At 72.3% G+C, this 25,166-nt stretch carries 29 protein-coding genes; 6 read left to right on the forward strand and 23 right to left on the reverse strand.

Annotated elements, in window-relative coordinates; all coding sequences use genetic code 11:
• Positions 1-107 precede the first annotated feature (107 nt).
• From lgt to hisI, 11 genes are all read right to left on the reverse strand, one after another.
• Positions 108-1,127, reverse strand: coding sequence for a prolipoprotein diacylglyceryl transferase (gene lgt / locus GWK25_RS30600; RefSeq protein WP_215454612.1), 1,020 nt, complete (start codon positions 1,125-1,127; stop codon positions 108-110).
• Between the two features lie 145 nt (positions 1,128-1,272).
• Entirely contained in the window at positions 1,273-2,049 is a 777-nt protein-coding gene (locus GWK25_RS30605) for a thioredoxin domain-containing protein (RefSeq protein ID WP_215454613.1), read from the reverse strand.
• A gap of 163 nt (positions 2,050-2,212) precedes the next feature.
• Positions 2,213-3,031, reverse strand: coding sequence for a tryptophan synthase subunit alpha (gene trpA / locus GWK25_RS30610; RefSeq protein WP_215454614.1), 819 nt, complete (start codon positions 3,029-3,031; stop codon positions 2,213-2,215).
• A complete protein-coding gene (gene trpB / locus GWK25_RS30615) occupies positions 3,028-4,317 on the reverse strand; it encodes a tryptophan synthase subunit beta (protein ID WP_215454615.1) in 1,290 nt (429 codons plus the stop codon). The genes trpA and trpB overlap by 4 nt, the downstream gene beginning before the upstream one ends.
• 285 nt (positions 4,318-4,602) lie before the next feature.
• Positions 4,603-4,923 (reverse strand): tryptophan biosynthesis modulator TrpM, encoded by a 321-nt coding sequence (gene trpM / locus GWK25_RS44860; protein ID WP_374200649.1) that lies wholly within the window; start codon positions 4,921-4,923, stop codon positions 4,603-4,605.
• A 7-nt stretch (positions 4,924-4,930) separates the two neighbouring features.
• Positions 4,931-5,740 carry an indole-3-glycerol phosphate synthase TrpC gene (gene trpC / locus GWK25_RS30620; RefSeq protein ID WP_184895289.1) on the reverse strand — a complete coding sequence of 270 codons (810 nt, stop codon included), beginning with the start codon at positions 5,738-5,740 and terminating at the stop codon, positions 4,931-4,933.
• A 188-nt stretch (positions 5,741-5,928) separates the two neighbouring features.
• Complete coding sequence (locus GWK25_RS30625; protein ID WP_215454616.1) at positions 5,929-6,372, reverse strand: DUF2752 domain-containing protein; 444 nt, start codon at positions 6,370-6,372, stop codon at positions 5,929-5,931.
• Between the two features lie 76 nt (positions 6,373-6,448).
• Positions 6,449-6,721, reverse strand: coding sequence for an HGxxPAAW family protein (locus GWK25_RS30630; protein ID WP_184895287.1), 273 nt, complete (start codon positions 6,719-6,721; stop codon positions 6,449-6,451).
• Between the two features lie 164 nt (positions 6,722-6,885).
• Positions 6,886-7,530, reverse strand: a complete 645-nt coding sequence (locus GWK25_RS30635) for a TIGR02234 family membrane protein (RefSeq protein ID WP_215454617.1) — start codon at positions 7,528-7,530, stop codon at positions 6,886-6,888.
• Between the two features lie 25 nt (positions 7,531-7,555).
• A complete protein-coding gene (locus tag GWK25_RS30640) occupies positions 7,556-9,070 on the reverse strand; it encodes an anthranilate synthase component I (RefSeq protein ID WP_215454618.1) in 1,515 nt (504 codons plus the stop codon).
• An 11-nt stretch (positions 9,071-9,081) separates the two neighbouring features.
• Positions 9,082-9,537: a phosphoribosyl-AMP cyclohydrolase gene (gene hisI / locus GWK25_RS30645; protein ID WP_215454619.1), complete on the reverse strand. Its 456-nt coding sequence runs from the start codon at positions 9,535-9,537 to the stop codon at positions 9,082-9,084.
• A gap of 191 nt (positions 9,538-9,728) precedes the next feature.
• Here hisI and GWK25_RS30650 point away from each other — a divergent pair, with 191 nt between their 5' ends.
• A complete protein-coding gene (locus GWK25_RS30650) occupies positions 9,729-10,364 on the forward strand; it encodes a TIGR03085 family metal-binding protein (protein ID WP_215454620.1) in 636 nt (211 codons plus the stop codon).
• Positions 10,365-10,430: 66 nt separating this feature from the next.
• Here the strand turns inward: GWK25_RS30650 and hisF are convergent, their stop codons facing one another.
• The 8 genes from hisF to hisD all read right to left on the reverse strand — a co-directional run bounded on the left by hisF (position 10,431) and on the right by hisD (position 16,205).
• Entirely contained in the window at positions 10,431-11,186 is a 756-nt protein-coding gene (hisF, locus tag GWK25_RS30655) for an imidazole glycerol phosphate synthase subunit HisF (RefSeq protein ID WP_215454621.1), read from the reverse strand.
• 64 nt (positions 11,187-11,250) lie between these two features.
• Positions 11,251-11,643, reverse strand: a complete 393-nt coding sequence (locus GWK25_RS30660; protein ID WP_215454622.1) for a RidA family protein — start codon at positions 11,641-11,643, stop codon at positions 11,251-11,253.
• Positions 11,644-11,659: 16 nt separating this feature from the next.
• Positions 11,660-12,382 carry a bifunctional 1-(5-phosphoribosyl)-5-((5-phosphoribosylamino)methylideneamino)imidazole-4-carboxamide isomerase/phosphoribosylanthranilate isomerase PriA gene (gene priA, locus GWK25_RS30665; protein WP_215454623.1) on the reverse strand — a complete coding sequence of 241 codons (723 nt, stop codon included), beginning with the start codon at positions 12,380-12,382 and terminating at the stop codon, positions 11,660-11,662.
• Positions 12,383-12,384: 2 nt separating this feature from the next.
• Positions 12,385-13,035, reverse strand: a complete 651-nt coding sequence (gene hisH, locus GWK25_RS30670) for an imidazole glycerol phosphate synthase subunit HisH (protein ID WP_215454624.1) — start codon at positions 13,033-13,035, stop codon at positions 12,385-12,387.
• Positions 13,026-13,190, reverse strand: coding sequence for a hypothetical protein (locus GWK25_RS30675; protein ID WP_033528086.1), 165 nt, complete (start codon positions 13,188-13,190; stop codon positions 13,026-13,028). The genes hisH and GWK25_RS30675 overlap by 10 nt, the downstream gene beginning before the upstream one ends.
• Positions 13,187-13,780 carry an imidazoleglycerol-phosphate dehydratase HisB gene (hisB, locus tag GWK25_RS30680; RefSeq protein WP_149822680.1) on the reverse strand — a complete coding sequence of 198 codons (594 nt, stop codon included), beginning with the start codon at positions 13,778-13,780 and terminating at the stop codon, positions 13,187-13,189. Before hisB ends, GWK25_RS30675 begins: the two co-directional genes overlap by 4 nt.
• On the reverse strand, positions 13,777-14,886 hold the full coding sequence (locus GWK25_RS30685; RefSeq protein ID WP_215454625.1) for a histidinol-phosphate transaminase: 1,110 nt from the start codon (positions 14,884-14,886) through the stop codon (positions 13,777-13,779). The genes hisB and GWK25_RS30685 overlap by 4 nt, the downstream gene beginning before the upstream one ends.
• On the reverse strand, positions 14,883-16,205 hold the full coding sequence (hisD, locus tag GWK25_RS30690; protein WP_215454626.1) for a histidinol dehydrogenase: 1,323 nt from the start codon (positions 16,203-16,205) through the stop codon (positions 14,883-14,885). The genes GWK25_RS30685 and hisD overlap by 4 nt, the downstream gene beginning before the upstream one ends.
• A gap of 182 nt (positions 16,206-16,387) precedes the next feature.
• Here hisD and GWK25_RS30695 point away from each other — a divergent pair, with 182 nt between their 5' ends.
• From GWK25_RS30695 to ybaK, 4 genes are all read left to right on the forward strand, one after another.
• Positions 16,388-17,971: an oxidoreductase gene (locus GWK25_RS30695; protein WP_215454627.1), complete on the forward strand. Its 1,584-nt coding sequence runs from the start codon at positions 16,388-16,390 to the stop codon at positions 17,969-17,971.
• Positions 17,972-18,142: 171 nt separating this feature from the next.
• The gene (locus GWK25_RS30700; protein WP_215454628.1) at positions 18,143-19,153 is read left to right on the forward strand and encodes a hypothetical protein; all 1,011 of its coding nucleotides are present in this window, start codon (positions 18,143-18,145) and stop codon (positions 19,151-19,153) included.
• A 70-nt stretch (positions 19,154-19,223) separates the two neighbouring features.
• Positions 19,224-19,964 carry an LON peptidase substrate-binding domain-containing protein gene (locus tag GWK25_RS30705; RefSeq protein ID WP_215454629.1) on the forward strand — a complete coding sequence of 247 codons (741 nt, stop codon included), beginning with the start codon at positions 19,224-19,226 and terminating at the stop codon, positions 19,962-19,964.
• Positions 19,965-19,981: 17 nt separating this feature from the next.
• Entirely contained in the window at positions 19,982-20,482 is a 501-nt protein-coding gene (gene ybaK / locus GWK25_RS30710; protein WP_215454630.1) for a Cys-tRNA(Pro) deacylase, read from the forward strand.
• 203 nt (positions 20,483-20,685) lie between these two features.
• Here the strand turns inward: ybaK and GWK25_RS30715 are convergent, their stop codons facing one another.
• The 4 genes from GWK25_RS30715 to GWK25_RS30730 form a co-directional block, all read right to left on the reverse strand.
• Complete coding sequence (locus GWK25_RS30715) at positions 20,686-21,363, reverse strand: DUF2567 domain-containing protein (RefSeq protein WP_215454631.1); 678 nt, start codon at positions 21,361-21,363, stop codon at positions 20,686-20,688.
• A gap of 34 nt (positions 21,364-21,397) precedes the next feature.
• Positions 21,398-22,222, reverse strand: a complete 825-nt coding sequence (locus GWK25_RS30720) for an ABC transporter permease (protein WP_215454632.1) — start codon at positions 22,220-22,222, stop codon at positions 21,398-21,400.
• Positions 22,223-22,328: 106 nt separating this feature from the next.
• Positions 22,329-23,354 carry an ABC transporter ATP-binding protein gene (locus GWK25_RS30725; protein WP_215454633.1) on the reverse strand — a complete coding sequence of 342 codons (1,026 nt, stop codon included), beginning with the start codon at positions 23,352-23,354 and terminating at the stop codon, positions 22,329-22,331.
• A gap of 167 nt (positions 23,355-23,521) precedes the next feature.
• Positions 23,522-24,745, reverse strand: coding sequence for an NYN domain-containing protein (locus GWK25_RS30730; RefSeq protein WP_215454634.1), 1,224 nt, complete (start codon positions 24,743-24,745; stop codon positions 23,522-23,524).
• Between the two features lie 244 nt (positions 24,746-24,989).
• Here GWK25_RS30730 and GWK25_RS30735 point away from each other — a divergent pair, with 244 nt between their 5' ends.
• Positions 24,990-25,154, forward strand: a complete 165-nt coding sequence (locus tag GWK25_RS30735) for a hypothetical protein (protein ID WP_215454635.1) — start codon at positions 24,990-24,992, stop codon at positions 25,152-25,154.
• Positions 25,155-25,166 lie beyond the last annotated feature (12 nt).

The following is a 25,166-nucleotide window of genomic DNA, read 5'->3' on the forward strand; positions in this document are numbered from 1 at the left end:
CCACACACCCGCACCCATCCACCAACCTCAGTCACCCCGTACAAAAACCCACCCGCCCCCGAAGGGACAGGTGGGCAGGCACCACATCGACCGAACCGACAGTTGCGTCAGCTCTTCTTCGCCGACTCGGGCTCCTTCTTCTCGCCCCCACCGCCGGAGGCGTCCGCGTCCTTCTTCTCCTCGGCGTCACCCTCGGCCTTGGCCTTGGCCTTGGCCTTGGCCTCCCCCGACGCCGACTCCGATTCCGCGTCCGAATCCGTGTCCTCGGCCGACGCGGCAGCGCCCGTGCCCTCGTCCCAGTCCCCGTCGGAGCCGCCCGGCTCGACGATCTCCTCGCGCCCCGGCCGCTTCCGGGCCGACAGGACGATGTAGATCACGGCGAGGACGAAGACGAACAGCGCGGTCCAGTTGTTGAGGCGCAGCCCGAGGATGTGGTGGGCCTCGTCGACCCGCATGTACTCGATCCAGAACCGCCCCGCGCAGTACGCCGCGACGTACAGCGCGAACGCCCGCCCGTGCCCGAGCTTGAATCGACGGTCCGCCCAGATGACGAGCAGCGCGACACCGATGCACCACAACGACTCGTAGAGGAAGGTCGGGTGGTACGTACCCGGCAGCCGGCCGTCCGTGGAGGACGTGATCTCCACGGCCCACGGCAGATCCGTCGGCTTGCCGTACAGCTCCTGGTTGAACCAGTTGCCCCAGCGTCCGATCGCCTGGGCGAGGGCGATACCGGGCGCGACGGCGTCGGCGTACGCGGGCAGCGGGATGCCCCGCCGCCGGCAGCCGATCCACGCGCCCACCGCGCCGAGGGCGATCGCGCCCCAGATGCCGAGGCCGCCCTCCCAGACCTTGAAGGCGTCCACCCAGTCACGGCCCTCGCTGAAGTACAGCTCGTAGTCCGTGATCACGTGGTAGAGCCGTCCGCCGATCAGGCCGAAGGGCACGGCCCAGACGGCGATGTCGGCGACCGTTCCGGCCCGTCCGCCCCGCGCGACCCAGCGTTTGTTGCCGAGCCAGACGGCTACGAAGACACCGATGATGATGCAGAAGGCGTAGCCGCGCAGCGGGACGGGACCGAGGTACAGCACCCCGCGCGACGGGCTGGGAATGTAGGCAAGTTCCATGGCAGGGTCGACGCTACCCTGCCGGGCCCGGCCGACGACGGGCGCCCCGGCAACGGGTCCATAACGCCGTACCCCTGGTTCCTTGACGCCCCACGGCCCCCAGTGGCCCTCGGGGCCCTCGGTTCACTCCCGAGTCACCCCTGGCTCACCCCGCGGCCTTCGCCTCCACCATCTGCTTCAGCTTGGCGGGGGTCATGGACTGGTCCGCGTAGATGTTGGTGCCGTTGAGGAAGACGCTAGGTGTGCCGGAGAAGCCGCCCTTCTGGAAGGCCTCGTTCGACTTCGCGACCCAGCTGTTGTGCTTGCCGTCCTCGACGCAGGTGCGGAAGGCGGCGGTGTCCAGGCCGTCCACCTTCTTCGCCAGGTCGAGGAGCCTCGTCTCGCTCGCGAAGGCGTCGTCCGTCTCTGGCGGCTGGTTCTCGAAGAGCACGTCGTGGTACGCGGGGAACTTGCTCTCGTTCTGTGCGCACGCCGCGGCGTTGGCGGCCGTGCGGGAGCCGCTGCCGCCCATGTTGCCGTCGATCAGGGTGGCGAGGTGGTACTCGACCTTCAGCTTCCCGGCCTCGGTCAGCTCGTGGATCGTCGAGCGGTAGGCGTCCTCGAAGGATTTGCAGGCCGGGCAGCGGAAGTCCTCCCACACGGAGAGGGTCGACCTGGCGCCGGCGTCCCCGACGGGGATCGCGAGACTGTCCTCGCCGTTCGCCCCCGAGGGTGCGACGACCGGGCCCGAGGCGCCGGCCTCGTCGTCCTTGCCCGCGTTCGCCGCCACCACGCCGATCACGGCGGCCAGCCCCAGCACGCACACCACGGAGGCGCCCACGATCAGCACCCGACGGCGCTTCTCGGCGGCCTTCTGCTTCTCGCGCTCCTCCGCCAGCCGTTCACGGGCGGTGCGCTTTCCCTCACGGTTCTTCTCGCTCACAACCCGCAGAACGAACCGGGGAGGCGCTCCGCGCCTCCCCGATCCCACTTCCACCCGTTCGAGTGAGCGGATTGCCCGTTACGTCCAGCGATCCCCGTACGACAAACGGGTGAACGTCACGGGCGCCCTCCGCGCCGGGTCACCCGCGCGGTGGCCCGGCCGCTCACACGCCCCGGCGCACGCCCTTGGCGAGGTCGCCCGCCAGTTCCCGTACGGCGTCCAGGCCGGCCGCCTCGTCGGGCGCGTCCAGCATCAGCTTCACGAACGCGGAGCCGACGATCACCCCGTCGGCGAACCCGGCGACCTCGGCGGCCTGTTCGGCGTTGGAGACCCCGAGACCGACGCAGACCGGCAGGGCGGAGCCCGTGGCCCGGGTGCGTTCCACCAGGTCCTGCGCCTGCGCGCCCACCGACTCGCGGGTGCCCGTGACGCCCATCAGCGAGGCCGCGTAGACGAAGCCGCTGCCCGCCGCGGTGATCTCGGCGAGCCGGGCGTCCTTGCTGCTGGGCGCGACCACGAAGACCGTGCCGAGCCCGTGCTTCTCCGCGTGCTCCCTCCACAGCGCCGACTCCTGGACGGGCAGGTCGGGCAGGATGCAGCCCGCGCCGCCCGCCTCCGCGAGCTCGGCCGTGAAGCGCTCGACGCCGTAGCGGTCGATGGGGTTCCAGTACGTCATGACCAGCACCGGCTTCCCGGTGGCCTCGTGCGCCTCCCGCACCGTACGCATCACGTCGGCGATCTTGACGCCGCCCCGCAGGGCGATGTCGTCGGCGGTCTGGATGACGGGGCCGTCGAGGACCGGGTCGCTGTGCGGCAGCCCGACCTCGACGACGTCGGCGCCGCCCTCGAACACGGCCTTGATCGCGGCGATACCGCCGTCGACGGTCGGGAAGCCGGCCGGCAGATAGGCGATGAGCGCGGAGCGCCCCTCCGCCTTGGCGGCGGCGAGGGTGTCACTCAACAGCTGGATGTTCCCGCTCACTTGGCGTCCCCCTCGATCTCGGCGAGATCGGCCGCGTCGGCGGCGACCTCGGCGTCGGCACCACCGTCGTACAGGCCGAAGTAACGCGCGGCCGTGTCCATGTCCTTGTCGCCGCGCCCGGACAGGTTGACGACGATCAGCCCGTCCTTGCCCAGCTCCCTGCCGACCTCCAGGGCCCCGGCGAGCGCGTGGGCGCTCTCGATCGCCGGGATGATGCCCTCGGTGCGCGACAGCAGACGCAGCGCCTGCATGGCGGCGTCGTCCGTGACGGCGCGGTACTCGCCGCGGCCGCTGTCCTTGAGGTAGGCGTGCTCCGGGCCGATGCCCGGGTAGTCGAGGCCGGCCGAGATCGAGTACGGCTCGGTGATCTGACCCTCCTCGTCCTGGAGGACGTACGAGCGCGAGCCGTGCAGGATGCCCGGCTCCCCGGCGGTCAGCGTCGCCGCGTGCTCGCCGGTCTCCACGCCGTGCCCGGCCGGCTCGCAGCCGATGAGGCGTACGCCGGCGTCGGGGATGAAGGCGTGGAAGAGGCCGATGGCGTTGGAACCGCCGCCCACGCAGGCGACGGCGGCGTCGGGCAGCCGTCCCGCGCGTTCGAGGATCTGCCGCCTGGCCTCGACACCGATGACCCGGTGGAAGTCGCGGACCATCGCGGGGAACGGGTGGGGGCCGGCCACGGTACCGAAGAGGTAGTGGGTGCGGTCGACGTTGGCGACCCAGTCCCGGAACGCCTCGTTGATGGCGTCCTTGAGGGTCCGGGAGCCGGACTTCACGGCGACGACCTCGGCGCCGAGCATGCGCATCCGGGCGACGTTCAAGGCCTGGCGCCGGGTGTCGATCTCGCCCATGTAGATGGTGCAGTCGAGGCCGAAGAGCGCGCAGGCCGTGGCGGTGGCGACGCCGTGCTGGCCCGCTCCCGTCTCGGCGATGACCCGGGTCTTGCCCATGCGCTTGGTGAGCAGGGCCTGCCCGAGCACGTTGTTGATCTTGTGGGACCCGGTGTGGTTCAGGTCCTCGCGCTTGAGGAAGACCCGCGCTCCGCCGGCGTGCTCGGCGAACCGGGGCACCTCGGTGAGCGAGCTGGGCCGCCCGGTGTAGTGGACGAGCAGGTCGTCGAGTTCGCGCGCGAACTCGGGGTCGTGCTTGGCCTTGTCGTACTCCACGGCGACCTCGTCGACGGCGGCGACCAGCGCCTCCGGGATGAACTTGCCGCCGAACGCGCCGAAATACCCCTCGGCGCTGGGAACCTGACCGTCGGGGTCGGGAATGAAGAACTCACTGGACATGCGCATACCTCGCAGGGGCGTGGCCCCGTCGTTGGTCTGACTCCGGCTGACAGCGATCACGTACGCGCCGCACACCGGGGCGGGCCCCCGGCTGGCGCACTGCCCCGCGGCACCAGGGTCCCCGCGCTCGGCCGGGATCCGGTACTCGCCCGCCGTCGCTCCGATCCACCCGCCGCGAGGGCGAGCGACCACGAAGGCGTCGATCGGCGGGGCCGAACCGGCCGTCTCCGCTCCCGCCTGCCGCCGGGGACGCGACACCCGGCGTTCAGCGAAGGGAGACGCGGCTCAGCTGCCCGCAGGGCGCCGCGTACGTGTCCTGGGCCATCGCATGCCGTTCACCTGACCCGGCTCGTCACCGATGACGTAGCGGACCCGGCGCCCGTGGACGCGGCGGGCGGGCGCCCGGCAGCCACGGGGACGGCACCCGCGCGCGAGGCGGGCGTAGGGGTCCCTGGGAGTCATGGTGATCGAGAACATCGGGGCACAGCCTACCGGCCCCGGCTCACCCGTGTGGGTGACCACGACCGGTACGGCGGATCCGCCGCGCCCCGGCGCCCCGGCCGGGACGGATCCCGGCCGGTCGGCGGCGAAGGCGCGGGCGGTCATGGCCGGTTCAGCTCCGGCCGTGCCGCAGCGCCGGGTGCTCGCCCGCGGCCACGAGGTCGGCGACGGCGGTCTTGGGGTCCTTGCCGGTGACGAGGGACTCGCCCACGAGGACCGCGTCGGCGCCGGCGTTGGCGTAGGCGATGAGGTCGTGCGGACCCCGGACGCCGGACTCGGCGATCTTGACGATGGAGTCGGGGATCTCGGGGGCGACCCGCTCGAACGTGGTGCGGTCGACCTCGAGGGTCTTGAGGTTGCGGGCGTTGACGCCGATCACCCGGGCGCCGGCGTCGACCGCGCGCTCCACCTCGTCCTCGTCGTGCACCTCGACGAGCGGGGTGAGCCCGATGGACTCGGCGCGCTCGATCAGCGACTCCAGCGCCGGCTGGTCGAGGGCCGCGACGATCAGCAGAGCCACGTCGGCGCCGTAGGCCCGTGCCTCCCACAGCTGGTACGAGGTGACGATGAAGTCCTTGCGCAGGACGGGGATGTCCACGCGGGCGCGGACGGCCTCCAGGTCGGCCAGCGAGCCGCCGAAGCGGCGCTGCTCGGTGAGGACGGAGATGACGGCCGCGCCGCCCGCCTCGTAGTCGGCGGCCAGACCGGCCGGGTCGGCGATCGCGGCGAGCGCGCCCTTGGAGGGGCTGGAGCGCTTGACCTCGCAGATCACCTTGACGCCGTCGCCGCGCAGCGCGGCCACGCCGTCCTTGGCCGCCGGAGCCTTCGCCGCGCGCTCCTTGAGCTCGTCGAGGCTGACGCGCGCCTGCCGCTCCGCGAGGTCGGCACGGACTCCGTCGATGATCTCGTCGAGCACACTCACGCGAGCGGCCCCCTTTCAGACGGTGAAACGATGGGAACGGCAAAAATCAGAGACAACGTTTGACTGTCATGTATTGACAGTCGACCGGTTCTCAGTGTTCAGGCAGTTACTGCGATGGTATCCGCAGGAGGGCGTAGGCCTCGCATCCGGTTGACGGCAGTCCCACCACCTGGACGTTCACCGATCGGTCAAGGATGGAGCCAGCCGCCGAACGGCAGGTTCCGGACAACCGTGAAGACCAGGGCCAATGCGCCGAGCGACCACGCCTGAACGGTCCCGAACCGCAGGCGCAGCGGTCGTCCGCGCGCCACCTGGACCACCCAGACGGTCCACAGCACCGCGAACCCGAAAAAGCCCGCGACGGCCAGCGCGTTGTCGGTGAGCGCGGTCGCCAGGTCGCCGTGCGCGAAGGCGTGGGCGCTGCGCAGGCCGCCGCAGCCGGGGCAGTAGAGGCCGGTGAAGCGCCACAGCGGGCAGACCGGGTAGTGGCCGGGTTCGTTGGGGTCCACGGCCGCGACGTACGCGAAGGCGCTGCCGACGGCCGTGAGCGCTGCGGCGGGCACCCAGAGGCCGCGCAGCGCGCGGCCCCGATGCGGGGTGGTCGGTGCGGTCTCGGCGTTCACACACCGCATTCTGCCCCGCGCGGGCCGTACACGCGCACGAGGGGCGGCCCGGCGGTCGTGCCGCCCGGTCGCCCCTCGTGCGACGTCAGCTCTTGGCGGCGGCCGGCTCGGGGGTTGCGGTGGTGTTGGCGCGCACCGCCGCCGTCTCGTACACGGCGTGCGCGTCCTTCGGCTGGCCCATGCCCATGGCGCGCATGACCATGCCGACGACGCCGCCGAGGACGACGATGACCATGCCGGCCCAGAATCCCAGCGGCTGGGCCATCACCATGTAGGCGCCCGAGACGCAGAAACCGATGAAGGCGATGGTGACGCCGGTCCAGGCGGCCGGGGTGTGACCGTGGCTGCTGCCCGCCATGACTTGCTCCTCGTTGTTCATTGCGTCGTGCTCGATGCGTGACGCTCGATGCCTGTGCTGAGTCGGACGCTCGCCGTCCATTGTTCCGTACGAGTACGGGTGCCATGAGCGGGGGTGTCCACTCTCACGTTCCCGACCTCGTCCGGTCCGTGGTCCGTGTCGGCCTACAGCGGATCGGGGCCCGTCGGGTCCTCGCCCCGGTCCAGGGCCTTCCACATGTCCTCGGGGCGGTCGGGGTCGACCGGCCGGGCCTTGCGGGGGCGGGGGGTGCCGTCGCGCTCGTAGCGGCCGGACATCGTGGGCCACAGCCGTCCGTAGCGCAGGGCGAGCAGCCCGGCGAGCAGGATGAGCGCGCCGCCGGCGGCCGCGACGTAGGGCCAGCCGGTGTGGCTGAGCGCGTCGACGGTCGCGGCGGTGTCGCCGGAGGCCTCGGCCGCCTTGTCGTCGAGCGCCGAGCTGTCGTTCGCGCCGAGCAGCGCGGCGGCGATGATGCCCGCGCCGGAGAGCGCGAGCAGGGCCGCGACCAGGACGCGCCCGGACCGGCGTACCGCGAAGACGGCGACGAGGGCGGCGAGGCCCACGACGGCGAGGGACGCCGGGACGCCGGTGACGTCACTGCCCTTGGCGGTCAGCGGGAAGGGGCCGCCGGCCACCGTGATGGTGCCCTCCGACCAGCGCTGCCGGGTGGCGAGCAGCACGACGGCCGCGCCGAGGGCACCGCTGAGCAGCGCCAGGGCGAGACTGCGCCGACCGGAGCGGAGGGAAGCGGGTTCGGAAGGGGGGTGCGGTGCTGCGGTCACGTACTCCACTATCGCCTGGGCCCCGGGTGGGTTGTCACCCGGGGTTCGAGTGAGAAGCGCCCTGTTGTCCGAGCCGGTTGGCCGTGTGCACCGCTCTCAGGACCGCGGCCGCCTTGTTGCGGCATTCGGTGTCCTCGGCGACCGGGTCGGAGTCGGCGACGATGCCGGCGCCTGCCTGGACGTAGGCCGTGCCGTCCCTGAGGAGGGCCGTGCGGATGGCGATGGCGGTGTCGGAGTCCCCGGCGAAGTCGAGGTAACCGACGCAGCCGCCGTACAGGCCGCGGCGGGACGGCTCCAGTTCGTCGATGATCTGCATGGCGCGCGGCTTGGGGGCGCCGGAGAGGGTGCCGGCGGGGAAGCAGGCGGTGAGGACGTCGAAGGCGGTGCGGCCCGGTGCGACCCGGCCGGTGACGGTGGACACGATGTGCATCACGTGCGAGTACCGCTCGACGGACATGAAGTCGACGACCTCGACCGAGCCCGGTTCGCAGACCCGGCCCAGGTCGTTGCGTCCCAGGTCGACGAGCATCAGGTGCTCGGCGCGCTCCTTGGGGTCGGCGAGCAGTTCGTCGGCGAGGGCCTGGTCCTCCTGGGGGGTGGCGCCCCGGTGCCGGGTGCCGGCGATGGGGTGGACCATGGCCCGTCCGTCCTCGACCTTGACCAGGGCCTCGGGGGAGGAGCCGACGACGTCGAAACCGTCGAAGCGGAACAGGTACATGTACGGGGAGGGGTTGGTGGCCCTCAGGACCCGGTAGACGTCCAACGCGCTCGCCGTGCACGGGGTTTCGAAACGCTGGGAGGGGACGACCTGGAAGGCCTCCCCGGCCCGGATGCGCTCCTTGATGTCCTCGACGGCCTCCTGGAAGTCGGGGCCGCCCCACAGCGCGGTGTACTCGGGCAGCTCGGAGGGCGGGAGGGACGCCGGGGGCTGGGCGACGGGCCTGGCGAGGTCGGCCTCCATGGCGTCGAGGCGGGCGATCGCGTCGGCGTGCGCCTCGTCGACTCCGGTGTCCAGGTCGTTGTGGTTGATGGCGTTGGCGATCAGCAGGACCGAGCCCTCCCAGTGGTCCATGACCGCCAGGTCGCTGGTCAGCAGCATGGTCAGCTCGGGGAGCTTGAGGTCGTCCCGCTCGCCGGGGCCGATCTTCTCCAGGCGGCGCACGATGTCGTAGCCGAGGTAGCCGACCATGCCGCCGGTGAAGGGCGGCATGCCTTCCTGGTGCGGAGTGTGGAGCGCCTCGATGGTGGCGCGCAGCGCGGCGAGGGGGTCGCCGTCGACGGGGACGCCGACGGGTGGGGTGCCGAGCCAGTGGGCCTCGCCGTCGCGGGCGGTGAGGGTGGCGTGGCTGCGGACGCCCACGAAGGAGTAACGAGACCACTTGAACGCCGTGCGGCCGTTCTCCGCGGACTCCAGCAGGAAGGTGCCGGGGCGCTCGGCGGCGAGCTTGCGGTAGAGCCCGACGGGGGTGTCGCCGTCGGCGAGGAGCTTGCGGCTGACGGGGATGACACGCCGGTCGGTGGCCAGCTTGCGGAACGTCTCGAGGTCCATGGCGGCTGACCTTACTGATCCAGTGACGGTACGTCGGAATCGGTGGTGCCCGGGGCGCCCTCCACGGCCTTGAGCACGGCCTCGTCGAAGCAGGTGCGGTCGCCGGTGTGGCAGGCGGCGCCGATCTGGTCGACCTTGACGAGGAGGGTGTCGGCGTCGCAGTCCAGGGCGACGGACTTCACCCACTGGAAGTGGCCGGAGGTGTCGCCCTTGACCCAGTACTCGCGGCGGCTGCGCGACCAGTAGGTGCAGCGCCCGGTGGTGAGGGTGCGGTGCAGGGCCTCGTCGTCCATCCAGCCGAGCATGAGCACCTCGCCGGTGTCGTACTGCTGGGCGATGGCGGGCAGGAGCCCGTCGGCGCCGCGCTTGAGGCGGGCGGCGATCTCGGGGTCCAGCGCGCTGGGGGTGCCCGGGCCGACGGGGGCTCCGGGAGGGAGAGGGCTGCTGGGGGACGGCGTGCTGGTCATGCGTGCCATTGTGCCGCGCCTCGCGGACCGGCCTTGCCGGTTGTCCACAGGCCGGACCCTCTTGTCGTACGAATGACCGGACCGCGTGGCGACTGACCGGACCGTGTGTGGCGACCGTCCGGGTATCCGTGGCCATGGATCGGCTGGACCTGCGCTGGGCGCAGCGCAGGCACGGTCGTAGGCTGGCTGGCATGTCGACCCATGCCAAGCGTGAACGGCTTCTCTTCGCCGACCTGTTGGAGACCGCGGGCCCCGAGGCCCCTACCCTGTGCGAGGGCTGGACGACCCGTGATCTGGCGGCGCACGTGGTGGTGCGCGAGCGCCGCCCCGACGCCGCCGGGGGCATCCTCATCAAGCAGCTCGCGTCGCGCCTGGACCGGGTGATGGAGGAGTTCGCCGCGAAGCCCTACGAGGAGCTGATCCAGCTCGTCCGTACCGGTCCGCCGCGTTTCTCGCCCTTCTCCCTGAAGCAGATCGACGAGGCCTCGAACACGATCGAGTTCTACGTGCACACCGAGGACATCCGCCGGGCCCGGCCCGAGTGGTCGCCGCGCGAGCTCGACCATGTCTTCCAGGACGCCCTGTGGTCCCGTCTGGAGCGCACCGCCCGGCTCATGGGCCGGGGCTCCCCCACCGGGCTGGTCCTGCGCCGTCCCGACGGCCGGACGGCGGTGGCCCGTCGCGGTACCCCGGTGGTCACCGTCACCGGTGAGCCGTCCGAGCTGCTGCTGTTCCTGTACGGCCGCCAGCAGGTGGCCGACGTGGAGCTGGAGGGCGACAAGGAGGCGATCACCAAGCTGCACGAGACGAAGCAGCTGGGGATCTGAGCGGAGTCGGCGCAAGCCCCGGTCGCCTGGCGGCCGGGGCACCCGGGCGCCCCGGGTCCGACGGCCTCAGCGTACGGGGTGCCCGGCCCCGCGCAGCGCGTCCTTGACCTGGCCGATGCGCAGGTCGCCGAAGTGGAAGACGGAGGCGGCGAGGACGGCGTCGGCGCCCGCCTCGATGGCCGGGGAGAAGTCGGCGAGCTTGCCGGCGCCGCCGGAGGCGATGACCGGTACGGTGACGTGCTTACGCACGGCGGCGATCATCTCCAGGTCGTAGCCGTCCTTGGTGCCGTCCGCGTCCATCGAGTTGAGCAGGATCTCGCCCGCGCCCAGCTCGGCGGCCCGGTGGGCCCACTCGACGGCGTCGATGCCGGTGCCCTTGCGGCCGCCGTGGGTGGTGACCTCGAAGGAGCCCGAATCCGTGCGGCGCGCGTCGACCGAGAGCACCAGCACCTGGCGGCCGAACCGCTCGGCGATCTCACGGATCAGGTCGGGGCGGGCGATCGCCGCCGTGTTGACGCCGACCTTGTCCGCGCCGGCCCGCAGCAGCTTGTCGACGTCCTCGGCGGTGCGGACGCCGCCGCCGACGGTCAGCGGGATGAAGACCTGCTCGGCGGTGCGGCGCACCACGTCGTAGGTGGTCTCGCGGTTGCCCGACGAGGCGGTGATGTCGAGGAACGTCAGCTCGTCGGCGCCCTCGGCGTCGTACACCTTCGCCATCTCGACGGGGTCGCCCGCGTCGCGCAGGTTCTGGAAGTTGACACCCTTGACGACCCGGCCGTTGTCCACGTCCAGGCAGGGGATGACTCGGACCGCCAGGGTCATGAATCCACGGCTCCTTAGAAAACCCAGAAATACCCAGAAAGGCTGGGCCAGGCCCGACAGCGGCCTAGCCCCGGAATGCTTCGATCTCTACTTCGACGAGGATGCGCGGGTCGACGAATCCCTCCACGACCAGCAGGGTCGAGGCCGGACGCACCGGGTCGAAGATCTCCTTGTGGGCCCGCCCCACGGCTTCCACGTCCCGCATGTGCGTCAGGTACATCCGGGTGCGGATCACGGACTCGGCCCCGAGCCCGAACTCGGCGAGGGCCCCGACCGCGCTGGTGAAGGCCACCTTGGCCTGCTCGTAGGGGTCGCCCTCCCCGTGGAGCACCTCGCCCTTGAAGGCGGTCGTGCCCGCCACCAGGACGCGGTCGCCCGCCGCGACGGCGCGCGCGAAACCGAAGGACTCCTCCCAGGGACTCCCGCTCTGCACCCGCCGTACGCCATCGGACGTCATGACTCCGTGTCCCCTCTCAGGACGTGGCCGCCAGGGCCTCTTCCAGGGTGAACGCCTTCGCGTACAGGGCCTTCCCGACGATGGCCCCCTCGACACCGAGGGGCACCAGCTCGGCGATGGCCCGCAGGTCGTCGAGGGAGGAGACTCCGCCGGAGGCGACGACCGGGCGGTCGGTGGCCGCGCAGACGTTCCTCAGCAGCTCCAGGTTCGGGCCCTGGAGGGTGCCGTCCTTGGCGATGTCCGTGACCACGTACCGCGCGCAGCCCTCCTTGTCGAGGCGCTCCAGCGTCTCGTAGAGGTCGCCGCCGTCGCGGGTCCAGCCCCGGCCCTTGAGCGTCGTACCGCGTACGTCGAGGCCCACGGCGATCCGGTCGCCGTGCTCGGCGATGACCTTGGCGACCCACTCGGGGCTCTCCAGGGCGGCGGTGCCGAGGTTGACCCGGGTGCAGCCGGTGGCCAGGGCCTTCGCCAGGGAGGCGTCGTCCCGGATGCCGCCGGACAGCTCGACCTTGATGTCCATCGCCCGGGTGACCTCGGCGACCAGGTCCCGGTTGTCGCCGGTGCCGAACGCCGCGTCGAGGTCGACCAGGTGCAGCCACTCGGCGCCCGCGCCCTGCCAGGCGAGGGCGGCCTGGAGCGGGGAGCCGTAGGAGGTCTCGGTGCCGGACTCGCCGTGGACGAGCCGGACCGCCTGGCCGTCACGGACGTCGACGGCGGGGAGGAGTTCGAGCTTTGCCATGGCTACAGGGTTCCGATCCAGTTGTTCAGCAGCTGCGCTCCGGCGTCGCCGGACTTCTCGGGGTGGAACTGCGTGGCCCACAGGGCGCCGTTCTCCACGGCCGCCACGAACGGTTTGCCGTGCGTGGACCAGGTGACCTTGGGGGTGGTCAGGGTCGGGTTGTGGGTCTCCAGGGTCCAGTCGTGGACGGCGTAGGAGTGCACGAAGTAGAAGCGGGCGTCGGCGTCGAGGCCGGCGAACAGCTCGGTGCCGGCCGGGGCGTCGACGGTGTTCCAGCCCATGTGGGGCACGATCTCGGCCTGGAGCGGTTCGACCGCTCCGGGCCACTCGTCGAGGCCCTCGGTCTCCACGCCGTGTTCGATGCCGCGTGCGAAGAGGATCTGCATGCCGACGCAGATGCCCATCACCGGGCGGCCGCCGGACAGACGCCGGTCGATGATCCAGTCGCCGCGTGCCTCCTTGAGGCCCTTCATGCAGGCGGCGAAGGCGCCGACACCGGGGACCAGCAGCCCGTCGGCGTTCATGGCCCGGTCGAAGTCACGCGTTATCTCGACCTCGGCGCCGGTGCGTGCGAGGGCGCGCTCGGCGGACCTCACGTTGCCGAAGCCGTAGTCGAAGACGACGACCTTCTTGGACGCGGTGCTCAATTCCACACCTCCAGCCGCAGGATGCCCGCGACGAGGCACATCGCGGCGCCGATCGAGAGCAGCGTGATGAGGCTCTTGGGCATCTGCTGCTTGGCGAACGAGATGATCCCGCCGACCAGGAAGAGGCCGACGACGATCAGGACGGTGGACAGACCGTTCACAGCGCGCCCTTCGTGGAGGGCAGGATGCCGGCCGCGCGCGGGTCGCGCTCGGAGGCGTAGCGCAGCGCCCGGGCCAGCGCCTTGAACTGGCATTCGACGATGTGGTGGGCGTTGCGCCCGTACGGCACGTGCACGTGCAGCGCGATCTGGGCCTGGGCGACGAAGGACTCCAGGATGTGCCGGGTCATGGTGGTGTCGTACTCGCCGATCATCGGCGCCATCTTCTCGGGCTCGGTGTGCACGAGGTACGGGCGGCCGGAGAGGTCGACGGTGACCTGGGCGAGGGACTCGTCCAGCGGGACCGTGCAGTTGCCGAAGCGGTAGATGCCCACCTTGTCGCCGAGGGCCTGCTTGAAGGCGGCGCCCAGCGCGAGGGCGGTGTCCTCGATGGTGTGGTGGGAGTCGATGTGCAGGTCGCCGTCGGTCTTCACGGTGAGGTCGAACAGACCGTGGCGGCCGAGCTGGTCGAGCATGTGGTCGTAGAAGCCGACCCCGGTGGAGATCTCCGTCTTGCCTGTGCCGTCGAGGTTGATCTCGACGAGGACCGAGGTCTCCTTCGTGGTCCGCTCAACACGTCCTACGCGGCTCATGCGCTCTGCTCCTTCTTCATTTCACGTACCGCGTCGAGGAACGCGTCGTTCTCGGCGGGGGTTCCGGCGGTGACCCGCAGCCATCCCGGCACACCGTTGTCCCGGACCAGGACGCCCCGGTCGAGGATCCTGCGCCAGACCTCGTGGGCGTCGGCGAAGCGGCCGAACTGCACGAAGTTCGCGTCGGACTCGGTCACCTCGTAGCCGATGGCGCGCAGCTCCGCGACGAGCCGGTCCCGCTCCGACTTCAGCTGTTCGACGTAGCCGAGGAGGGTGTCGGTGTGCTCCAGGGCGGCCAGCGCGGTCGCCTGGGTGACGGCGGAGAGGTGGTACGGCAGCCGGACGAGCTGGACGGCGTCGACGACCGCCGGGTGCGCGGCGAGGTAGCCGAGGCGCAGACCGGCCGCGCCGAAGGCCTTGGACATCGTGCGGGAGACGACGAGGTTCGGGCGTCCGTCGAGCAGCGGCAGCAGCGAGTCGCCGTGGCTGAACTCGATGTACGCCTCGTCGACGACGACCATCGAGGGCCGCGCGGCCTGCGCGGCCTCGTACAGCGCGAGGACGGTGTCCCGTGGGACCGCGTTGCCCGTGGGGTTGTTGGGGGTGGTGATGAAGACGACGTCGGGCCGGTGCTCGGCGACGGCCTTCTCGGCGGCGGCGAGGTCGATCGTGAAGTCGTCGTGGCGCGGGCCGGAGATCCAGCCGGTGCCGGTGCCGCGCGAGATCAGCCCGTGCATGGAGTACGAGGGCTCGAAGCCGATGGCCGTGCGGCCGGGCCCGCCGAAGGTCTGCAGCAGCTGCTGGATGACCTCGTTGGAGCCGTTGGCCGCCCACACGTTCGCCACGCCGACCTCGTACCCGGAGGTCTTCGACAGGTACTCGGCGAGCCGGGTCCGCAGCTCGACCGCGTCCCGGTCCGGGTAGCGGTTGAGGTGCCGGGCGGCCTCGCGCACCCGCTCGGTGATCCGCTCGACCAGCGGCTCGGGCAGGGGGTACGGGTTCTCGTTGGTGTTCAGGCGTACGGGGACGTCGAGCTGGGGCGCGCCGTAGGGGCTCTTGCCGCGCAGTTCGTCCCGTACGGGGAGATCGTCGATTCCGAAGCTCACTTGCCAGGTACCTTCCAGCCGAACCTTGCCTTGATCGCCGCGCCGTGCGCGGGGAGGTCCTCCGCCTCCGCCAGCGTCACCACGTGGTGCGCGACCTCGGCCAGCGCGTCCTCGGTGTAGTCGACGATGTGGATACCGCGCAGGAAGGACTGGACGGACAGACCGGAGGAGTGGCAGGCGCAGCCGCCGGTCGGCAGGACGTGGTTGGAGCCGGCCGCGTAGTCGCCCAGCGAGACCGGCGCCCAGGGGCCGATGAAGATCGCACCCGCGTTGACGACCCGCTCGGCGACCCGGGCGGCGTCGGCCGTCTGGATCTCCAGGTGCTCGGCGCCGTAGGCGTTGACGACGCGCAGGCCCTCGTCGACGCCGTCGACCAGGACGATCGCGGACTGCCGCCCGGCCAGGGCGGGCCGGATGCGGTCCTCGATGTGCTTGGTGGCCTCGACCTGCGGCTGGAGCTCCTTCTCGACGGCGTCGGCGAGCGCGACGGAGTCGGTGACGAGCACGGCGGCGGCCAGCGGGTCGTGCTCGGCCTGGCTGATCAGGTCGGCGGCGACGTGCACCGGGTCGGCGGTGTCGTCGGCGAGGACCGCGATCTCGGTCGGGCCCGCCTCGGAGTCGATGCCGATGACACCGGTGAAGTACCGCTTGGCGGCGGCCACCCAGATGTTGCCCGGGCCGGTGACCATGGGGGCGGGCGGGCAGGACTCGGTGCCGTGGGCGAACATCGCCACGGCGGTGGCGCCACCGGCCGCGTAGACCTCGTCGACGCCGAGCAGGGCGCAGGCGGCCAGGATCGTGGGGTGCGGAAGCCCGTCGAACTCGGCCTGCGCCGGCGAGGCGAGCGCGATGGAGGGGACGCCCGCCTCCTGCGCCGGGACCACGTTCATGATCACGGACGAGGGGTAGACGGACCGGCCGCCGGGGGCGTAGAGGCCGACGCGCTCGACCGGCACCCACTTCTCGGTGACGGTGCCGCCGGGGACGACCTGGGTGGTGTGGGTGGTGCGGCGCTGCGCGCGGTGGACGGTGCGGGCGCGGCGGATCGACTCCTCCAGGGCCGCGCGGACGGCCGGGTCGAGCTGCTCCAGCGCCCGCGTGAGGGCCTCGGCCGGGACCCGCACGGAGGTCAGGCGCACCCCGTCGAACTTCTCCGCGAAGTCGATCAGCGCCGCGTCGCCCCGATGATGCACGGCCTCGCAGATCGGACGCACCTTCTCCAGGGCGGCCGAGACGTCGAAGTCGGCTCGGGGCAGCAGGTCGCGCAGGGCGGGTCCCTCGGGGAGGGCGTCGCCGCGCAGATCGATTCGGGAGATCACAGGCCCAATTCTCTCAGACCCGCGCAGGCGGCCGTCCGCGCGTTCCAATGGCTGATACGCGCACGCGCGGAACCCGGAAGATCCTCTTCACGTCTAGCGTTCAGGCTGTCACTCAGCGGGCATCACCAGCGTAAACAGTTGCGCGATACACGCGAATGCGGAGGACGGGGGAAGGAAGAGTCGTGAGCGAGGGGCCCGGCATCCGGGACGACGGGGAGCTGCCGGACGACCTGACCGCCGCCGAGGCGGGGATGTGGCAGGCCTTCCGCAACGGCAGCGTGTACGACCTGCGGGACGGGGACGTCGCCGTGGACGATCCGCACGGCGGCCACCCCTGGGGTGCAGAGCGGACGGTACGGGCCCGGATCGTGGCCTGGCTGCTGCTGGACGGGCCGCCCGCGCTGGCCGGCCGGGTGTCCGCGCTGAAGCTGGTCGGTGTCCAGATCAAGGGCGTCCTGGAGCTGGCGGGCGGCCAGGTGGTGCCGTACGTGGAGCTGAAGGGCTGCCGGTTCGAGAAGGAGATCCTGCTGCCGGAGGCCCGGTTCACGACGATTCGGCTGGTGGACTGCTCGGTGCCCCGGCTGGAGGCCGCCCGGCTGCAGACGGAGGGCGATCTGCATCTGCCGCGCTGCCGGTTCCACAACGGGGTGCGGCTGGCGGATGCCCAGATCGGCACCGATCTGCTGCTCAACCAGGCGGTCGTCTACCGGGACCGGCACGGCCGCTCGCTCTCCGCCGACGGGCTGACCGTCGCGCAGGACGTGCAGGCCGAGATGCTGGAGTCGCACGGCGAGCTGAGTCTGCGCGGCGCGACGGTCGGCGCCTCGCTCAGTCTGCGCGGCAGCCGGCTCGCCAACCCCTACGGCCGCCTCGCCCTGAACGCGCCGCAGCTGACCGTGGAGCGCACCCTGTACCTGACCCCGGCCGGCCTCGGCAATCCGCTGCACACCAGCGGCAGCACTCCGGCGCGCGGCACCCGGGTGCAGCGGTTCGAGTGCCAGGGCGGGATCCGGCTCGACGACGGACGGTTCGGGGACTCCGTCGACCTGGAGCGGGCCCGGTTCACCTTCACGGACGAACAGGAGCTGTCGCTGCGCCGCGTCCAGGTGCCCGAGCTGCGGTTCCTCGGCGAGCGACCCGAGCGCGGCAAGGTCGTCCTGTCGGGGGCCCGGGTCGGTGTCCTGATCGACAAGTCGGAGAGCTGGCCGGGTCCGGGCAATCTGCGCATGGACGGCTTCCAGTACGAGAGCCTCGTGCCGCGCGACCGGTTCCCGCTGGCCGGGCGGCTGGAGTGGGTGGCGGCGGCGACCGCCGAGTACAGCCCGGAGCCGTACGAGCGCCTGGCGACCGTGCTGCGGGCAGGCGGGGACGACGAGGGCGCCCGCGAGGTGCTCCTCGCCAAGCAGCGCCACCGGCGGGAGAACCTGCCGCTGGCGGCCAAGCTCTGGGGGTACGTGCAGGACTGGACGGTCGCGTACGGGTACCGGCCGGGCCGGGCCGCGGTGTGGATGGCGGTGCTGTGGGCGCTGACCTCGTACGCCTTCTCGCACGCCGACCATCCGCCGATGAAGAGCGGCGAGCATCCGCACTGGAACCCGTCCCTGTTCGCCCTGGACCTGCTGCTGCCGGTCATCGAGCTCGGCCAGGTCGGCTACTGGCAGCTGCGGGGCGGCTGGCAGTGGCTGGCAGCGGTGGTCATCATCCTGGGCTGGATCCTGGCGACGTCGGTGGCGGCGGGCGCCACCCGCCTCCTGAGCCGGAACTGACCGGATCCGTTCAGGAGTTGACCGGCGTTTTTGGTCTGATCGCCGAATCAGACAACCTGACTCGTCCGCCCTCCGTCTTCGTACCGAAACCATCAGTTCGCACCGCCACGACGGTGCGCACCCGGTCCGCGAGAAGCGGCCCCGGGCGAGGCGCGAAGGGGGCCAGGCGCCATGGATCCGCTGCGCGCGCTCGTCCGCACCGCCCGGATGGCACGCCACACCTCACGGCTCGCCGTGGGCCTGCCCGCCGACGACGAGGTGCTGCTCGACGCCCCCGACGAGCGGCTCGGGCCCGCGCTGGTGGCGGCCGGCCGCGGTGACCACACACCCGTGGCGAAACTGCTGGCGACCACCCGGGAGGCCGCCGAGTGGGAGAACCGCGACCGGTACGCGCTGCGGCTCGCGGCCTTCGCCCACGCGCGCGACACGTGGCTGCGGAGCTGGCACCGGGCCGCACCGCACGACCCGGACGTCCTGCTGATCAGGGCGGAGCTGGCGGTGGCCCGCGGCTGGCGCTCCCCCGCCCGGGCGGAACTGCTGCGGGAGGCCGGCCCGTTGATCACGGCGGCGGCCGAGGGCGAACCGCGTGATCCGGTGCCCTGGCGGATCGCGCTCGACCACGCCCGGGGCACGGGCCTGGGCCACACCGGCTTCGAGCGGCTGTGGACGGAGGCGGTCCGCCGCTCACCGCACCACTACGGCTGTCATGTCTCGGCCCTGAAGTACCTGTCCGCCGCGTGGTACGGCTCGCCCCGCGAGTCCTTCGACTTCGCCGAGCGGGCCGCCGAGGACGCGCTCCCCGGGTCCCTCGTCCGGGCCCTGCCGGTCCGGGCGGCCTTCGCCCACCTCCTCGACGGCGGCGGGGCCGAGGTCCCGCGCGCGCGTCTGGACCGGGCGGCGGACGGCGCGATCGCGCTCTCCGCCGAGTACGGGCCCGGCGACCCCTGGCCGGCCGAGGTCCGCAACCTGCTGACCTACGTCCTCGTCAGGCTGGAGCGCTGGTCCGACGCCCTGGCCCAGTTACGCGCGATCGGCCCGTACGCCACGTCGTTCCCCTGGGACCGGGTGTCGGACGATCCGCTGGGCCAGTTCCTCCAGCTGCGGGACGGCGTACGGCTGGAGGTGGCGTGCTCGATCCCGCTGTGGGAGCGGCGGGAGAGGCCGGCGCGGGCCGAAGGGTAGCGCTCCCGGGAGGTCACCAAACGAGTACGGACGAACGCGCGCGCCCCGACGACCATTAGGCTCTGGCCTCGTGACCACCGTCCGGCTGCCGCTCTTCCCCCTGAACTCGGTGTTGTACCCGGGGCTCGTGCTTCCTCTGAACATCTTCGAGGAGCGCTATCGCGCCATGATGCGCGAGTTGCTGAAGACCCCCGAGGACCAACCCCGCCGCTTCGCCGTGGTCGCCATCCGCGACGGCCACGAGGTCGCGCCGAGCGCGCCGGGCATGCCGGATCCGACCGCGCTGCCCGAGCGGGGCCCCACGGCGGGTTTCGGCGAGGAACCGACGAAGGCGTTCCACTCCGTGGGCTGTATCGCGGACGCGGCCACCATCCGGGAGCGCGACAACGGCACCTTCGAGGTACTCGCGACCGGGACCACCCGTGTACGCCTGCTCTCGGTGGACACCACGGGGCCGTTCCTCGTGGCGGACCTGGAGGAACTGCCGGAGGACCCGGGCGACGAGGCGGGCGCCCTCGCCGAGGGTGTGCTGCGGGCGTTCCGCCAGTACCAGAAGCGGCTCGCGGGCGCCCGGGAGCGCTCCCTGTCGACCGGCGCGGACCTGCCCGACGAGCCGGCCGTCGTCTCGTACCTGGTCGCGGCGGCGATGATGCTCGACACGCCCGCCAAGCAGCGACTCCTCCAGGCCCCCGACACGGCGTCCCGGCTGCGGGACGAGCTGAAACTCCTGCGCGCCGAGTCCGCGATCATCCGTAGTCTGCCGTCGTTGCCCGCGTCGGAGCTGACGCGGGGTCCGACGAGCCTCAACTGACGCACACGAGAAGGCCGATGGCGAAGAAGTCGAAGAAGCAGCAGGCGGGTGGCACGCCGGCGACGGTGGCCCTGACGGCGGCGGGCGCGGAGTTCACCGTGCACGCCTACGAGCACGATCCGGCGCATCCCTCCTACGGCGAGGAGGCGGCCGAGGCGATGGGCGTGTCGCCCGAGCGGGTCTTCAAGACCCTGGTGGCGGATGTCGACGGCGCGCTCGTGGTGGCCGTCGTGCCGGTGTCGGGCTCGCTGGACCTGAAGGCGCTGGCGACGGCGGTCGGCGGCAAGCGGGCGACGATGGCCGATCCCACGCTCGCGGAGCGCACGACCGGCTATGTCCGTGGCGGTATCTCCCCCCTCGGCCAGCGCAAGCGGCTCCGCACGGTGCTGGACGCGTCCGCTGACGCCCACGCGACGATCTGCGTCTCGGCCGGGCGCCGGGGCCTGGAGGTCGAACTGTCCCCGGGGGACCTCGCGAAGCTCACGGAGGCGGTGTCCGCGCCGATCGCTCGCGCGTGACCCTCCGGGAGGCGGCGCGTTTTCGGCCTCGGGTGCGTGGGGGCTGGTCGCGCAGTTCCCCGCGCCCCTTGAGGGCCTACGGCCCTTTCGGGCCGAAAAGCACGGGCGCAGCCCCTGCTTTTCAGGGGCGCGGGGAACTGCGCGATAAGCCCCACCGGGCGGCAGCCGCCAACGCACGCCGAGCTATCAGGCGCCCGCGAACGTCACACCACCGGCGCGCCGTACCCGTCCTTCCCCGGCTCAGCCGCACGCGGCGGTTCAGGATCCCGCGGCCCGAACATCGCCGTCAGCCCCAGGTGCACCAACAACGCGGCGAACGGCCACACCAGCAGCGCCCCCTTCGCCCCGAGCTTCAGCGGCGCCGAGAACGTCACCCCCCGCCCGGCCTCCTTCGCCCGCGCGGCGACATCGGTCCCGGGCCCGAGCCACACCCCGAGCCGCCACGCCAGCACGGCTCCGAGCAGCCCGCCGACCATGAGCGCCACGACGAGCGGCACCCCACCGCGCCGGCGCAGCAGGAAGACGACGAGCGCGCTGAGCGCACCCGCGCCCAGGGCCAGCAGCGTGAACGTTCCGTCGACCCCCACGGCCTGCTCGCCCTCGGTCTCCTTGAAGTAGACCGCCGACCCGTCGGAGACGAGCGGCACGTGCGGCGCGAGCCACCACCACAGGATGCCCAGCAGCGCGCCGCCGAGCAGCGCCATGACCACCGTGACGACGGCGGCCTCGATCAACTCGGTCCTGAGCCCGGGGTCGGCCGGCGGTTCCTCCGGCCCGTACCAGGTTTCCGCCCCGCCCCCACCGCCGGCGGGCGGCGGAGCCCAGGGGTCGTCCGGGGACTGGTTGTGCGGCGGCGGTGGAGGAGTCAACGGTGCGGTCACCCTGCCATCGTGCCAGGCCCAGTCGTGCGCCGCGTCACCGGACGGCGGCCCGCCGGTACGCCCAGGTGGCGACGGCGAGCGAGACGACCCCGACCCCCGCGCACACGGCGAGGTCCCCGAGCACGAACGCCCAGTCGGGGTGCGGCCCGAAGGTCCGTGCGAAGGCCTCCACGCCGTACGTCGACGGCAGCAGGTCCCGGGCGAACTGGACGAACCCCGGCATCCGGTCGGCCGGCAGCACGCCCAGCAGCAGCGCCGCCGACATGCCGAGCTGTCCGAGGACGGTGGCGAGTTCCGGGCGCGGGGCGAGCAGCCCGAGCGCGGCGCCCAGTCCGGCGAGCGCGGCCCCGGCGAGCGGGATCACGGCGGCGAGCACCCAGAGGTGGGTCAGCGGCAGCCCGAAGAGCACACAGCCGAAGACGGCGGTCACGACGGCCCCCGGCACGGTGAAGGAGGCATAGGCCCCCGCCGCGCCCAGCACCACGGCCGCCGGCGGCACCGGCAGGGTCGCGTAGTGGTCGAGCCCGCCGCTGGACCGCAGCTGCCCGAAGTACTGCGCCAGCAGGTTCAGCGCGACGAAGGCGACGACGAGCACCGCCGAACCGGCGACCACGGCGTGCGCCTCGGCCCCGCCGTCCACCACTCCCCGCATCAGGATCATGATCCCGACGGACTGGAAGGTGGCGACGAACAGCAGCGGGATCCGCGCGACCCGCGCCCGGGACAGCTGCGCCCGGTACACCGCGCAGAGCGAGGGCCACAGGCGCGCGCGGGGCCCGAGCTCGGCGGCTCCGCGCTCCACGCGCTCCTCGACGGCCAGGGCCTTGCCCGGCAGGATCTCGGCGGGTACGACACTCACGTCGAGCTGCTCCTCTTCGCTTCGGCTGTCGCCCATTTTCGTACGGCTGCGGCAGCCCCGGCGTTCACCCGCGCACCGACTGCTCTCCTGCTCACGCCCGCGTCCCTCACCCCTTGACCAGCCCCTGCGCACTGCCCGCGCTGCCGCCGAGCGCCAGATAGACGTCCTCCAGACTCGGCGTGGCGAGGGTGAAGTCGTCGAGCGCCACGAAGGCGGCGCCCCCGGTCACGGTGGCCACCACGGCCCGCGCCTCCTCGGGCGCGAGCCGGAGCGTCCAACGGCGCCCGGACTCCACGGCGCGGGGGCGCAGGGCCGCGACCTCGGGCACGTCCAGCGGTGCCTTCTCGCGCCACACCAGTTCGACCCGCACCTCGCCCGCGACCCGCTCCTTCAGTCCGGCCGGCGTGTCGCAGGCGATGACCCGGCCCTTGTCGAGGACGGCGACCCGGTCGAGCACGGTCTCGGCCTCGATGACGTTGTGGGTGACCAGCAGGACGGTGGTGCCGGACTCGGCGCGCCGCCGGTCGACGGCGGCCCACACGGCGCGCCGGGCCACCGGGTCCATGCCGCTGGTCGGCTCGTCGAGCACGAGCAGCGGACGCTCCCCGACCAGCGCGGTGGCGAAGCAGGCGAGCCGCCGCTGCCCGCCGGACAGCTTCTTCAGCGGCCGCGCGGCGAGCCCGGTCAGCCCCAGCTCCTCCAGCACGGCGTCCCGCTCGGCCCGCGCCCTCCGTACGTCCAGCCCGCGCAGCCGTCCGGTGGTCTCGGCGGCGAGCGCCACGGTCAGCTCGTCGAGGGCGGTGGACTCCTGGCCCAGATAGGCGAGGATCCGGGCGGCCCGCTCCGGGTGCCGCACGATGTCGTGGCCCAGGATCTCGACGGTGCCGTCGTCGGGTCGCATCAGCCCGGTCAGCTGCCGGACGAGCGTGGTCTTGCCGGCCCCGTTGGGTCCGAGCAGCCCGAAGATCTCTCCGCGCCCGACCTCCAGGGCCACCGCGTCGTTGGCCCGCACCTCGGGGGTCCCCGGTGTCCCGCGCCGTCCCCGGGTCGCCGGATAGGTCTTGGTGAGCCCCCGCACAGCGCACACGACATCCCCGCCATGCCGGACCGCCTGTGCCGTACGCGTACTCACGAGGGACGAGCCTACGGGGTCCGGGGCGTCCTCCTGTCTCCGGGGCAGTGCAGCGCGCCCCTCCAGGGGGCGGGGCTGTCACACATGCGGCACCGCCGCGTGGGCGCGACCAGCCACAACCCGCCCGCGGTCGCCCGCGAACAGGCACTCCCGAGCTCCTGGGCGCCCTACCGCTCCCCCACCGGCGCGTGCTCGACCCCCGTCCGTACGTCGATCTCCCGCCAGAACCCGGCCCGGATCGCGTACCGGTCGTGCTCGTCGATCTGGTCGTCCTTGTGCGCCAGCAGCCCGAACCGGGCGGCGTAGCGCAGCAACTCCCCGTCCACCCGGTGCGGCACCCGGGGGTACATCCCGGACAGTTTCTGCAGGTGCGACTGGTCGGTCAGCCGGGCCATCCACCGCCGGGCGAACACCTGGCCGACCTCGAAGGGGTCGCCTCCGACGGTCGTGATGTCCTCCTCCCGGTCGGCCCACCGCTGCTCCGCCGTGGTCAGCTGCGCCAGTGTCGGCATCGCCGCGGCCTCGGGCGGCTCCGCCGCACCTCCGGGCCGGTCCACCCAGCCCTTGTCGGAGGACCACCTGAGCGTGGCGGTGGCCGGATGCTGCACGGCGTGGGCCCCCGGCCCGCGCATCGCCGCCAGGTCCTTCGGTGTCGGTACGCCCTTCGGCGCGGCCGTCCGTTCCTCGCCGCCGTTGCGCGCGGCGCCGTCCGCCGACGCGTGTTCGGGTTCTCCGGGCGCCCGTTCGGCGGCCGCCGCGAGCGCCGACTCGGGCAGCGGCGCCGACAGGATCGCGGCGATCTCCGGCCGCGGCACAGGCTGGGGCGCGCAGATCCCGCCGAGGTCCTTGGCGCGTACGGCCTTGGTGATCCACATCCGGTCGAGCACCCGCCGCTCGTCGGCCTCGGCCACCAGGTCCTCGGACTGGTTGTAGTCGCCGTCGGCGGCCTGCACGGCCCAGAGGTGGACGGCGACGCCGTGTTCCTTGGCGGCCATCATGCCCGGCAGCAGATCTCCGTCGCCGGTCACGAGGACCACGTCGGAGCAGGCGCGGTTGCGGGCCAGTTCGGTCAGTTCGGCGTGCATGGCGGCGTCCACGCCCTTCTGCGCCCAGCGCCCGTCGCTGCGGGTCAGCGCACCCAGCCGGACGGTCACCCGGGGCATCACGCGCAGCCTGCGGTGCTCGGGCTGCGGGACGCGGTCGGGGGCGCCGTCGAACCAGTAGATGCGCAGCAACGGCCGTTCCGTGTCGGCCTCGGCGCGCTCGCGCAGCCCCTGGATGAGGGCGGCGTGATCGACGGTGATGCGGGAGCGGGAGGGTTCCCCGGCAAGGAGGCTGGCGGCCGCGCCGAGCAGATACCCGGCGTCCACCAGGACGATGCAGCGGTCCACGCGATCCACCCTCTTTCCGGGAGGTTTGCTTAGGGCTTCCTTCGAGTCTGCCCGACCGCGCGGAGCTTAACGGCCGGAACTCGATCTTCGGCGTGGCGTATCCGGGCGCGCGCCCCCGTGGTCGCGGCCCGCGGTCCGACAACTCTCGTCACGGACGGTGATTTTCCGAAATGCGCGCCTTGTCATGCTATGTGAGTCTGGTCGCGGCCCTGGCCCCTAGATCCCCCACAGGAGGCAGATCACCATGGCCAAGAACAAGAAGCAGGACCGCAAGCAGCCGCAGTCCGAGCGTGGTCAGCAGCACGCCCAGCAGTCCTCGCTGGAGTCGCAGGCCGAGCAGCGCGCGACCCAGGTGACGCCGGGCGACATGGCCCGCAAGGGCCGGCAGAAGCGCTTCGGTCACAACTGACATCTGCGTTAA

The sequence above is a fragment of the Streptomyces sp. ATCC 21386 genome, assembly GCF_018728545.1.
GTDB lineage: Bacteria > Actinomycetota > Actinomycetes > Streptomycetales > Streptomycetaceae > Streptomyces.

Excerpts from the sequence above, each read along its gene's own strand:
- lgt (WP_215454612.1), bottom strand. The coding sequence starts at position 1,127 with ATGGAACTTGCCTACATTCCCAGCCCGTCGCGCGGGGTGCTGTACCTC.
- trpB (WP_215454615.1), bottom strand. The coding sequence starts at position 4,317 with ATGTCCAGTGAGTTCTTCATTCCCGACCCCGACGGTCAGGTTCCCAGC.
- trpM (WP_374200649.1), bottom strand. The coding sequence starts at position 4,923 with ATGACCGCCCGCGCCTTCGCCGCCGACCGGCCGGGATCCGTCCCGGCC.
- GWK25_RS30625 (WP_215454616.1), bottom strand. The coding sequence starts at position 6,372 with ATGCGGTGTGTGAACGCCGAGACCGCACCGACCACCCCGCATCGGGGC.
- GWK25_RS30630 (WP_184895287.1), bottom strand. The coding sequence starts at position 6,721 with ATGGCGGGCAGCAGCCACGGTCACACCCCGGCCGCCTGGACCGGCGTC.
- GWK25_RS30640 (WP_215454618.1), bottom strand. The coding sequence starts at position 9,070 with ATGGACCTCGAGACGTTCCGCAAGCTGGCCACCGACCGGCGTGTCATC.
- hisI (WP_215454619.1), bottom strand. The coding sequence starts at position 9,537 with ATGACCAGCACGCCGTCCCCCAGCAGCCCTCTCCCTCCCGGAGCCCCC.
- GWK25_RS30650 (WP_215454620.1), top strand. The coding sequence starts at position 9,729 with ATGTCGACCCATGCCAAGCGTGAACGGCTTCTCTTCGCCGACCTGTTG.
- hisF (WP_215454621.1), bottom strand. The coding sequence starts at position 11,186 with ATGACCCTGGCGGTCCGAGTCATCCCCTGCCTGGACGTGGACAACGGC.
- GWK25_RS30660 (WP_215454622.1), bottom strand. The coding sequence starts at position 11,643 with ATGACGTCCGATGGCGTACGGCGGGTGCAGAGCGGGAGTCCCTGGGAG.
- priA (WP_215454623.1), bottom strand. The coding sequence starts at position 12,382 with ATGGCAAAGCTCGAACTCCTCCCCGCCGTCGACGTCCGTGACGGCCAG.
- hisB (WP_149822680.1), bottom strand. The coding sequence starts at position 13,780 with ATGAGCCGCGTAGGACGTGTTGAGCGGACCACGAAGGAGACCTCGGTC.
- GWK25_RS30700 (WP_215454628.1), top strand. The coding sequence starts at position 18,143 with ATGGATCCGCTGCGCGCGCTCGTCCGCACCGCCCGGATGGCACGCCAC.
- ybaK (WP_215454630.1), top strand. The coding sequence starts at position 19,982 with ATGGCGAAGAAGTCGAAGAAGCAGCAGGCGGGTGGCACGCCGGCGACG.
- GWK25_RS30735 (WP_215454635.1), top strand. The coding sequence starts at position 24,990 with ATGGCCAAGAACAAGAAGCAGGACCGCAAGCAGCCGCAGTCCGAGCGT.